A 9,845-nucleotide genomic window follows, 5' to 3' on the forward strand; every position below is an offset into this window, starting at 1 on the left:
TGCTTCCTCGGCGGTGTGTCGTCGTCCCTGGCGGCGTTGTCGGGCCACTGCATATCAAAGAACTACTAGTAGTACCAACACTAAAACCCGGTGGTGCCCCGCACGGCTCGGCCGTGCGGGGCACCTCTGTAGGTTCAGCCGGTCGGAAACTCCCCGGACTTGACCCCGGAGAGGAAGGACGACCAGGCATCAGCCGGGAAAAGCAGCGCCGGCCCGCCCGGGTCCTTCGAGTCACGCACCGGTACGGCGCCGAGCAGGCCAACAGCCACCTCGACGCACTCGCTCTGCGCACCCGAGAACGAGGACTTGTGCCACTCAAGTCCTGCGACACCATCTGGCGAGAACTCGCTCACGATCTAGACCTTCTCACTCGCGATGCGCTCGATGAGCGCGATCGACTCATCGCGGGGCAGTGACTCCGCCAGGGCCCGGCGGAACAGATTCGCATACTTGAAGACGTCGCCCGGTTCCTCAAGGTACAGAGTGCTGAGGAGGCTGTCGACGTACACCACATCCGTCTCGGCTGCCTCCGGGAAGCTGAGGACAGTGACCGGCCCGAAGAGCGCCGCGTGAACCTCCGACGCCTCCGGCAGGATCTGGACGTTGATGTTGGGTCGTCCAGCTGAAGCCGCCAGCGATAGAAGCTGCTCGCGCATGACTGTCACACCGCCGACCTGATGCCTGAGTGCAGATTCCGAGATCACGGCCCACACCCGCAAGGGCGTATCCCTCACCAAGACTGAGCGGCGCTCCTGACGAACCTTGGTCAGAGTCTCAATCTGTTCAGGCGTCGCATCCTCTATCTGCGCCCTCACGATCGCTCTCGTGTAGTCCTCAGTCTGCAAGATCCCAGGCACCAGCAGAGTTTGGATGCTGTACATGTCCGACGCATCGGACTCCAGCGCAATGTAGTCGGCATAGTGCGGCGACAGGGTGTCCGAGTATCGATCCCACCACCCACGAAGTCGTCCCTCGCGAGACAGAATCTCCAACCTGCCCCTGGCCTCCGGGTTCGCCACCCCGTATAGGTCGAGCAGCAGTCGGAGGTCCACCAGCCGAATACCTGACTGCGCAGCCTCGATGCGACTGATCTTGCTCTCAGCGCAGTCGAGGTGGCGAGCCGATTGAGCCATGGTCAGATTCGCTTCGGTTCGGAGCTCCTTGAGAGTTCGAGCCAACCGTCGCTGTCGAACCGTCGGGTTCCTGTTCACAGGCACCGTCACGACCTCCCCTCGTCTGTGGTCTGCCAGTCTGCCCCGGCCGCGCCACCAACAACAATCTTGCCCGGCTTCCAAAGTGAAGACTTGCGCTCCAGAAGATTCCAGGAGCATGCTACTCAAAGTAGTTCGCCAGCGACAACACGTGACCATGGCGGACTAGCTACCGGGCATCCCCATGCCCCCTTCAGCCGCTTTCACCTGCTCACTCCATAGGTGGCCCCGCCATGCCTGAAGACCTCTCCCCCTCCCCCACCCCCGCCGAGCGGACCTGCTGGCTGCCCCGGCACCGCAAGGCCCCCCGCGCCGCCCGCTGGGAGCTCCACGACTTCCTCCTCCCCCACCCCTCCGGCGAACTCCTCGTCTTCACCGGGGAGTTGCTGGTCAGCGAGCTGGTCACCAACGCCGTCCGGCACTGCCACGCCCCGCGCGACCGGCTGATCTTCGTCCGCTTCCGGCTCCTCCCGGACGACACCCTCCGCATCGAGGTGCACGACGCCGACAGCGAGAAGCCCTCCCTCCGCCCCGCCTCCACCTCCGCCGAGACCGGCTGGGGCCTGTCCCTCGTCCAGCAGCTGGCCACCCAGTGGGGCTGCTGCCCGCGCAAGGGTGGCGTCGGGAAGTTCGTCTGGTGCCACGTCTCCCCCGAGGCGGACGCCGCGTGAGCGCCGTCCGGGCCGGGATCGCCGGCGTCATGCTCCCCACCGACTTCCCCAGCCTCGACCACGCCCTTCCCGTCCTCTGGGAGCGCGTCCGCAAGCTCCCCGTCCGGGAGGCCCACCGGGACTTCATCCGGATCTGCATCGGGCCGGGCGGCGGCCAGGGCATCGCCACCTGCCTCTCCCGCAACGACAGCTGGAGCGTCACCCTCTACGTCGGCGAGATGACCGACTGGACCTCCCACCTGATCACCATCACCACCACCGCCCCGCAGCCCTGAACTCCCCCGTCCCCGCCCGGCGTTCACGCCGGGCGGGGACGGCCCGGCCGCTTTCCCGTTCTGGAAAGATCAGGTTCTTGACCCTGGGCACGATGGATCGGGAGCATCGACCGAGACAGGAACCACTGGCGACTGGAGGCACATGATGCTGCGTTGGCTGTCGGGGGAAGGGTCCTGCAAAAACGGCAACTGCCCCACCCTCTGGGGCACCGAGAACGGGGACTACGTGGCCCAGGGATACGTGATCACCGATCCGCGCCGCCTGGCGGAGTTGAACCTGTCGGACGGCGAGTCGGCGGTCGTGATCCCCGCCGCTGTCCTGGAGGGATACTTCCGTGCTCAAGGGTGAAGACTTCGGCCGCCTCTTCGAGACCTTCGAACGGACGGCCTTCCGGCTCGAAACGCTGGCCGTCTACGACGTGGACGAGGAGCGCGAGGAGTTCGCCGACTTCCTCGCCGGCAAGGGACTGCCACCCGAGTCCTCCGACAACCCCTGGGTCCGCTCGATGACGGACCTGGGCAAGCAGGTGGCCCGGGTGCACGTCCTCCGGTCCCCCTTGTCGGACTACCTCCGGTACGAGTTGGCGTCCTACCCCGGCAACATCAAGGCCGGCGAGTCCATCGGCATCATCGACACGGCTCACCAGGAAGTACCTGGCCTCCCCGGCCACGACTTCTGGCTGTTCGACGATGCACGCGTCTACCGGATGCACTACACCGACGCCGGACAGTTCCTCGGCGCCGAACTGCTCCCCGAAGACCACCTGGACGAGTACCGCCGGTACCGGGAGACCGCCCTGGCGAACGCCGTGCCCTTCCGGGAGTACACGGCAGCTTGAGCGGAGAACGACAGAACGATCTGGGCAGAGCCCTGCGGGCGTTGCGGATCGCCTCGGACAAGACAGCCGAGACCGTCGCCCGCAGGGCTTCCATGTCTCCGGCCAAGCTCTCGAAGATCGAGAACGGCAAGACCCTGCCGAGCGTGCAGGACGTGGACCTCATCCTGACCGCGCTCGGCATATCCGACGAGGCCAAGGCCGAGTTTCCGTTCCGAGATCACCACTCGCGATCCGAGGGACGTAAGTCTCTACGTCTCGACATTCTCCAGATTTGACGCCGTGGCGCTCCATGGAGATGAAATGCGCGCACTGGTCGAAGGAATCCGGGACGAGTTCTTTCGCCAACGGGAAACCGGGTAGGTAGCACCCGATTCCCGCCCTACCTTGGTGACTCATCGACGCGAATCGAAAGTCACGGGAGTCGTCCATGTCCACTGCGGGTTCCGCACAGTCGGCCGAGATTCCGCACCGCCGTACGCACGCGGAGCTCATGGCGCGGATCGACGGCAACCCGCTGCGGAAGGACCTGGTGACCGGCCGCCTGGTCGAGGTGGTCGGCGCCCAGGACGGCCGGGCCCTGGTCCGGCCCCTGTTCGAGCCCGACGCTCCCCCGCGCCAGGTGCCGGCCGACCTGCTCAACACCCGCATCAGCCTCCGGCGCTGACGGACCTCCCCTCCTCTTTCTTCCGCCCGACTCCCGGGCGGGACGGGGCCGTTCCGCGCTGCCCCGAAGCGACATCGGAAGGTGAAGACGATGGCCGATCACGACCTGTACGACCTCGACCTCTCCCAGGTCCGGTTCAACCGCGCGTGCGGCGGCAACCAGGGCGGCGGTGACGACGGCACCGAGACCTGCGTGATCCTCGGCGTCGTGCCGCAGGCCCCGGGTGTCTTCGCCCTCGGCGACAGCAAGCGCCCCGACCGGGAGCCGCTGGTGTTCACCGCCGAGGAGTTGGCCGAGGCCGGGATCGACCCGGCGCGGTTCGGCCTCTCGGCCTGACGTCCCGCCTCCCCGGTCGCCGCCCGCAGTCCCGTGCGGGCGGCGACCGGGGCCCAGCACCTCCGAGGAGCAGCGCAGTTGCACTTCCACGGCTATGCCTGGGCCGGCGACGGCCGGCTCCTCGCCAAGGAGTCCGAGCCCCGACCGGTCGAAGGGGGCGGCTTCAGAACCTCAGGGCTTCCACCGATGATGACCGGCTGGTGGCTCCTGCGACCCGCCGCCCAGATCCGGGGCACCTGGACGACGGCGGCCGACGCGGCCGACTGGCTGGCGGAGCGCTACGCGGAGCACACCCCTGACGGCGACCCCTGGCCCCCGCTCCCCACCCGCCATCGCCACGCGATCGCCCAACTGGCCGCCGCCTCCGACGTGGTGTGGTCCCGCTGGGTCTCCGGCAGCCGCTGGTCGGGCCACTACGCGATCACCTGCCCCAACCGCACCTTGCCGACCATCCCCTGCCCTGCCGGACTCGCCGCCCCGCCGCCGGCGCCCACCGTCACCCGGCTCGCCGCCCGCCGGTGAGGTCGGCGTCGGCGGCGGCGAGGATGCGGCCGAAGGTGTGGGCGATGACCGGCTTGGCCAGGGCCCTGGTGAGGGCCGCGCCGAAGGGCAGGCGGACCTGGAAGGTGGTCGTCCACGCGACCTCCGTCCCGCCGGGGACCTCGGTGAAGGTCATCCGGCCGAGTTCGTGCCGGGACGGCGACAGGCTGCGCTCGACCGTGTAGTCGAAGCCGTACGGCCGGTTGTACGCGGTGACCCGCTCGCGGAACCAGCCGATCGCCCAGGTGTGCACCCGTACCGCCCCCACGCCGTACGGCGCACCGGCGCCCGGCCGGGCCAGGCGGGCCCGGAGGATGAGCGGGGAGCGGGTGTAGTTGGTGGTGGTGGCGCACCAGTCGAACACGTCCTCGATCGGTGCGGCGATGACGCGTCGGACGGTCAGGGTCTCCATGGTCATGTCCCCTCTCTCGGTCGGCGGCGCGGACTGCGGCCACCGCGCCCGACAGATGGACCGGGGAGCCGTCGGAAACGTGACACCGGGGCCGCCGCCCCGCCCTGGAGCGCCTCCGACCATGCCCTGAAACTATCGAATCTGCTACGGTCGTACATATGACGAAAGATACCGGCGCCCAGTCCGCCGTGACCGAGCTCCGGATGCCCCTCGACACCAAGGTGGTCATCTGGGCCTTCTGCGGCGCGGTCGGCGCCGGCCTCGGCTTCGCCGTCCCGTGGCTGCTCCAGTTCGCCGCCCGGCACCCGATCCCCTACGCGGACACCGTGCGCTTCCTGGGCTCGTTCACCTCCCCGGCCATGGTGATCGGCCGACCGGTGGCGCTCGCCGCCGTCGGGCTCGTGGTCGGGATGTTCGTCACCTACCACGCCGCCACGCTGCGCATCTCGGACGAGAGCATCACCGTCGTCGAGGGCGACGACAGCCGGGTGATCACCCGGGACCAGGTCGGCGGCGTCTTCCGCCACGGCGGCAAGGTGCGGATCGAGTCGCCGGTCGGCCGGGTCCTCTTCGACGACGACGTCGAGGGCGGGAAGGCGGCCATCGCCTCGGCCTTCCGCCGCCACGGCTACCCCTGGGAAGGCGCCTGAGGCCCCGCGTGCCGGATGTGGCACATTGACCGGACGGCCCCAGCCCCGGGCCCCGTGATCGAGAACCGAGGTCTCCCGTGTCCGCAGACAACGCCGCGCCGTACCGACCCGCGCCGCGCACGGTCGTCGAGGCCTGCTTCGACCCGCAGGGCACCGCCCCGCTCGACTACGTCTACGACGTCGCCGCGGCGGCCGGCCTGTCGGACCAGCCGGTACGGCTGGCCGTACGGCGGCTGGAGGCGGCGGGCGTCCTGCGGCAGGAGGGGCGGGGCCGCAAGGGCCGGCTCGTCCTGACCGACGCGGGCCGGCTCCGCTCGGACCTGGACGTCCGGTTCGTCGCGCTCGCCTACGCCCAGGACGCCGGGCGCGCCCCCTGGGACGGACTGTGGCGCCTCTACACCTTCTCCGTCCCCGAGCGGCACCGGGCGGAACGCGACGCCCTGCGCACCGCGCTGACCCGGCTCGGCGCCGCCCCGCTCGCCCCTGGCGCCTACGTCAGCCCGCACGACCTGCTCGACGAACTCGCCGCCGAGGCCTCGGCGGCGACCGTCGACGCCTACCTGGTCACGGCGGAGGCCACCCGCCTGACCGGCCGGGGCTTCACCGGCCCCGCCGCCACCGCCGAGCACCTCTGGCCCGCGGCCGGGACGGTCGAGGCCTACCGGCCCCTCGCCGACGCACTGGCCGAGGAGCCCCTCGGCCCCGACCGCGGCTCCGTCGAACTCGTCGCCACCGCGCTGCGCCTGGCCGAGGCCTTCACCCACGCCCTGGAGCTCGACCCGCTCCTCCCCCCGGAGCTGCGGCCCGCCCCGTGGCCGCCGGCCGGGGTCCGGCGCGACTTCGACGAGGCCTGGACCGCGATCCGCGGCCGCACCCCCGACCTCTCGCTCTTCCGCGCCTTCGACACGGAGCCGGAACGCCACGAACCGGAGCACCACGAGCCGGAGCACCACGAACCGGGAGAACACCTGTCCGCCTGATTTTCACCCGGACGGACGCGATTCCGAATTCCCGGATCGCGAATATGTTCGAGGCTTGATATATCGATAATATGCTCGAAGAATACGACAAGGTATTGGTGTCGGGCGGATTGGGTTTCGTCGGAAGGCACCTGACCAGCGCCCTTCTCTTTCTCGGGAAAGAGGTGGCGATCATCGACAACGCCCGGACCGCGACGAGCATCTCGGCGCCGTCCGGGACCACCCTGCACCTGCTGGACATCCGCGAGGTCGACGCCGTCGCCGAGGCCGTGGACGACGCCGACCTGGTCTTCCACGTCGCCGCGAACGCGAACGGCACGCTGTCGGTGACGCAGCCGCGCCTCGACTTCGAGATCAACGCACTCGGCACCCTGATCTTCGCCGAGGCCCTCCTCAAGGCGTCCGTCCGCCGGGTCGTCTACGTCTCGTCCGCGTCCGTCTACGGAACTCCGCGGAAATTCCCCATGGACGAGGACCACCCGACCCGCCCCTTCGTCCCGTACGGCGCGTCGAAGCTCAGCGGCGAGATCACCTGCCTGGCGCTCCACCGCGCCTGCGGTCTGCCGGTGGTGGTCGGCCGCCCGTTCTGCGTCTACGGGCCGGGTGAGAACCCGCACGAGGCGATGGTCGAGGTCGGCCGGTTCCTGCGCTGGCACCTCAACCACCAGCCCATCCAGATCGTGGGCGACATCGACCGGAAGACCCGCGACTTCGTCCACGTCACCGACCTGGTCCAGGGGCTGCTGACGATCGCCGACCGGGCCGAGCTGGGCGAGGTGTTCAACATCGGCTCCGGTACGGAGGTCTCGATGCGCGACCTCGTCAACACGATCGGGGAGGCCACCGGCGTCACGCCCGAGGTCAGCGTGATCCCGGAGATCGAGGACGACACCTACCGGCTGGTCGGCGACATCTCCAAGCTCCAGGGCCTCGGCTACCGGCCGGCGGTCTCGCTCGCCGAGGGGGTGCGCGACCTGGCCGACCACCTCGGCGCGAACCCGGAGCTCCCCGGCAGCCCGACCATCTTCTCCCGCGGCCAGCACGGCGAGTCCTGAGCCGCTCCCCCGTACCGGACCGCCCCACGGAACGCCGAGGGCCGGGACACCAGCGGTGTCCCGGCCCTCGCGTGCGACGGACCGTCAGTCGTTCGCCACGGTCGCGTACTTCGGGGTGCCCTCGGCCATCTGCTTCAGGGCGTCCTTGCGGTCCCGCTTCGACAGCTTGTCGATGTAGAGGGTGCCGTAGAGGTGGTCGGTCTCGTGCTGGAGGCAGCGCGAGAAGAAGCCGGTGCCCTCGACGCGGATCGGCTGACCGTCCTTGTCGACGCCGGTGACCGCGGCGTAGTCCGGGCGGGCCAGCTCGGCGTAGGCGGTCGGGACGGAGAGGCAGCCCTCGTTGCCGTCGTCCAGGACGCGGCGGCGGTCGGCCGGGTACTCCTCCAGCACGGGGTTGATCACGTGGCCGATGTGGCGCACGCCCTCGTCGTCCGGGCAGTCGTAGACGAAGACCTTGAGGTCGACGCCGATCTGGTTGGCGGCGAGGCCGACACCCTCGGCGGCGTACATCGACTGGAACATGTCGTCGATCAGCGCGGACAGCTCGCCGTCGAAGACGGTGACGTCCTTGACCTCGCGGTGCAGCACCGGGTTGCCGACGACGGTGATCGGGCGGGCGGTGCCCTTGCTGAGGTCGGGCTCCTCACCGATCACCTTCACGGGCGTCTCGGCCGCCGTCCCCTCCACGTCGTGCTCGTGCTCGTGCTGCTCGGCCTGCTCCGCCATGTCTTCCGCTTCCGTCGGTGTACGCGTTACCTCACCAGGGTACTCAGCACACTTCTTCGAGGTCCCGGTACGCCCGGCTTCCCGGGGCGGACGCGACCCAGCGGTCCAGCAGGGTGCGCACCAGGTGGGCCGGGGCGGCGATCCCGCACTCGCGCTCGACCAGCCAGGACATCCCGGCCGCGCCGCCCTGGCTGAGGTGGCTGAGGTGGCCGGGGTGGGCGGCGTCACCGTCGTCGTGCGGGTCGTGGTGGGCGGCGACCCCGTCGTCGGAGGCCATCCGGCTCTCCGAGCAGGCGCGGCACAGCAGCCGCACCGAGGAGGTCCAGTCCTCGGCCGCGTAGCCGGCGTCGGCGACCAGCCGCTCCAGCGCGTCCCGGTCCCCGGCGGTGGCGGCCTGCAGCAGCACCACGTACGTCGGCACCGGGGAGGGCGCCCACAACTCGATCTCGTCGAACACCGGGTAGGCGACGCCGTCGGTGACCCGCTCGCCGTGCGGGGCGCCGTCGTGCAGCACCACCTCGCCCCAGCGGCGGCCGGAGGAGGGCAGCGGGATGGACAGCACCTCGATCCGGGCCGGGTCCAGCCGGCGGCCCCAGACCACCTCGGACTCGCCGTCCGGGGACAGCCGCACCGGGGTGGTGCCGAGGTCCAGGCTGACCGGGCCGTCCGGCTGCGCGCCGGGGCCGCCGGACAGCTTCAGCCCGTACGCCTGCCAGGCGCGGCGGGCCAGCGGCCAGTCCTGGAGGGCGGTGGCGGTGATGCCGAGGTTCCACCAGTCCGGGGCGCCGTGCTCGCGGTCCAGCAGGGCGACGGCGCGCAGGCCGGCCGAGCGGGCCTGCTCCCAGTCCCGGCGGAACTTGTGCAGCAGGGCGAGGTTGAACCAGGAGTCGGAGAGCCACGGCTCCAGGTCGGCGGCCATCACCAGCAGGGCGCCGGCGTCCTCGTAGCGGCCGTCGCCGATCAGCGTGAAGGCCCGGTCGGTCGTCTGCCGCCAGGTGGCGGACGGCCGGTGCCGTGCCCGGTGGAAGATCCTCACGTTCGTCCCTGCCGTCGTCGTCCGCTCAAGTCCCGTGCCACCGTGCCCGTACCGCCTCGGAGGGCGCCCGGGCCCGGTGCCCCGGGTCGGTGTTCCACGCTACGACCGCATCCAACCACGCCCGCCCCCGCCCGCGCTCCCCACCGCCGAGGTTGGGGCCCGCCCCTCCCCAGCCTGCCTGTCCGATGCCGCCCGCTCAACCCCTGACGGCCGGAACCCGCATCCCGGGCCCTGCGGCGGCGGCCGACGGCCCGGGCCGTACGGGCCCGCGGACCCTGCTCCGCCCGGCCGTACGGGCCCCGCGGACCCGAGTTCGAGGACGGGCGCTAGGGCCTGTCTTCAAACTCCCGTCGTCCGCCCGGAGGGCGGGCGGGGCGGCGTTGGGGTGCGTGCATCGCAAGGCGGAGGAGGGAGCCACTGCGGAGCATTGGCGACCGACGACAACGCGGC

The 9,845-nt window shown here is 70.5% G+C and carries 15 protein-coding genes and 1 pseudogene; 11 read left to right on the plus strand and 5 right to left on the minus strand.

Features of this window, described 5'->3' with window-relative positions:
* Positions 1 to 134 precede the first annotated feature (134 nt).
* The gene (locus ACWDCZ_RS36765) at positions 135 to 353 is read right to left on the minus strand and encodes a DUF397 domain-containing protein (RefSeq protein ID WP_449818177.1); all 219 of its coding nucleotides are present in this window, start codon (positions 351 to 353) and stop codon (positions 135 to 137) included.
* Positions 354 to 356: 3 nt separating this feature from the next.
* A complete protein-coding gene (locus ACWDCZ_RS36770; protein WP_449818178.1) occupies positions 357 to 1,223 on the minus strand; it encodes a helix-turn-helix domain-containing protein in 867 nt (288 codons plus the stop codon).
* Positions 1,224 to 1,444: 221 nt separating this feature from the next.
* Here ACWDCZ_RS36770 and ACWDCZ_RS36775 point away from each other — a divergent pair, with 221 nt between their 5' ends.
* From ACWDCZ_RS36775 to ACWDCZ_RS36810, 8 genes and pseudogenes are all read left to right on the plus strand, one after another.
* Entirely contained in the window at positions 1,445 to 1,882 is a 438-nt protein-coding gene (locus tag ACWDCZ_RS36775; RefSeq protein WP_449818179.1) for an ATP-binding protein, read from the plus strand.
* Positions 1,879 to 2,157, plus strand: coding sequence for a hypothetical protein (locus ACWDCZ_RS36780; protein WP_074001404.1), 279 nt, complete (start codon positions 1,879 to 1,881; stop codon positions 2,155 to 2,157). Before ACWDCZ_RS36775 ends, ACWDCZ_RS36780 begins: the two co-directional genes overlap by 4 nt.
* A gap of 142 nt (positions 2,158 to 2,299) precedes the next feature.
* The gene (locus ACWDCZ_RS36785) at positions 2,300 to 2,506 is read left to right on the plus strand and encodes a hypothetical protein (RefSeq protein WP_449818180.1); all 207 of its coding nucleotides are present in this window, start codon (positions 2,300 to 2,302) and stop codon (positions 2,504 to 2,506) included.
* Positions 2,493 to 2,996, plus strand: coding sequence for a DUF6879 family protein (locus ACWDCZ_RS36790; protein ID WP_449818181.1), 504 nt, complete (start codon positions 2,493 to 2,495; stop codon positions 2,994 to 2,996). Before ACWDCZ_RS36785 ends, ACWDCZ_RS36790 begins: the two co-directional genes overlap by 14 nt.
* Positions 2,997 to 3,016: 20 nt before the next feature.
* A pseudogene (locus ACWDCZ_RS36795) lies at positions 3,017 to 3,202 on the plus strand (helix-turn-helix domain-containing protein); the annotation flags it as partial.
* A 221-nt stretch (positions 3,203 to 3,423) separates the two neighbouring features.
* The gene (locus tag ACWDCZ_RS36800; protein ID WP_449818182.1) at positions 3,424 to 3,660 is read left to right on the plus strand and encodes a hypothetical protein; all 237 of its coding nucleotides are present in this window, start codon (positions 3,424 to 3,426) and stop codon (positions 3,658 to 3,660) included.
* A 90-nt stretch (positions 3,661 to 3,750) separates the two neighbouring features.
* Positions 3,751 to 3,996 (plus strand): DUF397 domain-containing protein, encoded by a 246-nt coding sequence (locus ACWDCZ_RS36805; protein ID WP_449818183.1) that lies wholly within the window; start codon positions 3,751 to 3,753, stop codon positions 3,994 to 3,996.
* A 78-nt stretch (positions 3,997 to 4,074) separates the two neighbouring features.
* Entirely contained in the window at positions 4,075 to 4,518 is a 444-nt protein-coding gene (locus tag ACWDCZ_RS36810) for a hypothetical protein (protein WP_449818184.1), read from the plus strand.
* Here ACWDCZ_RS36810 and ACWDCZ_RS36815 read toward each other — a convergent pair.
* Complete coding sequence (locus tag ACWDCZ_RS36815; RefSeq protein WP_449818186.1) at positions 4,493 to 4,948, minus strand: SRPBCC family protein; 456 nt, start codon at positions 4,946 to 4,948, stop codon at positions 4,493 to 4,495. The two genes, ACWDCZ_RS36810 and ACWDCZ_RS36815, sit on opposite strands and share 26 nt — an antisense overlap.
* A gap of 158 nt (positions 4,949 to 5,106) precedes the next feature.
* Between ACWDCZ_RS36815 and ACWDCZ_RS36820 the strand changes: the two genes are divergently transcribed.
* From ACWDCZ_RS36820 to ACWDCZ_RS36830, 3 genes are all read left to right on the plus strand, one after another.
* Positions 5,107 to 5,598 (plus strand): YqeB family protein, encoded by a 492-nt coding sequence (locus ACWDCZ_RS36820; protein ID WP_143204491.1) that lies wholly within the window; start codon positions 5,107 to 5,109, stop codon positions 5,596 to 5,598.
* A gap of 77 nt (positions 5,599 to 5,675) precedes the next feature.
* A complete protein-coding gene (locus tag ACWDCZ_RS36825) occupies positions 5,676 to 6,578 on the plus strand; it encodes a PaaX family transcriptional regulator C-terminal domain-containing protein (protein ID WP_449818185.1) in 903 nt (300 codons plus the stop codon).
* A 71-nt stretch (positions 6,579 to 6,649) separates the two neighbouring features.
* On the plus strand, positions 6,650 to 7,633 hold the full coding sequence (locus ACWDCZ_RS36830; RefSeq protein ID WP_049652368.1) for an NAD-dependent epimerase/dehydratase family protein: 984 nt from the start codon (positions 6,650 to 6,652) through the stop codon (positions 7,631 to 7,633).
* An 84-nt stretch (positions 7,634 to 7,717) separates the two neighbouring features.
* Here the strand turns inward: ACWDCZ_RS36830 and def are convergent, their stop codons facing one another.
* Both def and ACWDCZ_RS36840 read right to left on the minus strand, forming a co-directional pair.
* Positions 7,718 to 8,359 (minus strand): peptide deformylase, encoded by a 642-nt coding sequence (gene def / locus ACWDCZ_RS36835; RefSeq protein WP_117489469.1) that lies wholly within the window; start codon positions 8,357 to 8,359, stop codon positions 7,718 to 7,720.
* A gap of 43 nt (positions 8,360 to 8,402) precedes the next feature.
* On the minus strand, positions 8,403 to 9,395 hold the full coding sequence (locus tag ACWDCZ_RS36840) for a tetratricopeptide repeat protein (protein ID WP_049652370.1): 993 nt from the start codon (positions 9,393 to 9,395) through the stop codon (positions 8,403 to 8,405).
* Positions 9,396 to 9,845: the final 450 nt, after the last annotated feature.

This window comes from Kitasatospora sp. NPDC001225 (genome assembly GCF_053597855.1).

Coding starts and splice junctions, on each gene's coding strand:
- ACWDCZ_RS36775 (WP_449818179.1), top strand. CDS start 1,445: ATGCCTGAAGACCTCTCCCCCTCCCCCACCCCCGCCGAGCGGACCTGC.
- ACWDCZ_RS36785 (WP_449818180.1), top strand. CDS start 2,300: ATGATGCTGCGTTGGCTGTCGGGGGAAGGGTCCTGCAAAAACGGCAAC.
- ACWDCZ_RS36800 (WP_449818182.1), top strand. CDS start 3,424: ATGTCCACTGCGGGTTCCGCACAGTCGGCCGAGATTCCGCACCGCCGT.
- ACWDCZ_RS36805 (WP_449818183.1), top strand. CDS start 3,751: ATGGCCGATCACGACCTGTACGACCTCGACCTCTCCCAGGTCCGGTTC.
- ACWDCZ_RS36815 (WP_449818186.1), bottom strand. CDS start 4,948: ATGGAGACCCTGACCGTCCGACGCGTCATCGCCGCACCGATCGAGGAC.
- ACWDCZ_RS36820 (WP_143204491.1), top strand. CDS start 5,107: ATGACGAAAGATACCGGCGCCCAGTCCGCCGTGACCGAGCTCCGGATG.
- ACWDCZ_RS36830 (WP_049652368.1), top strand. CDS start 6,650: ATGCTCGAAGAATACGACAAGGTATTGGTGTCGGGCGGATTGGGTTTC.
- def (WP_117489469.1), bottom strand. CDS start 8,359: ATGGCGGAGCAGGCCGAGCAGCACGAGCACGAGCACGACGTGGAGGGG.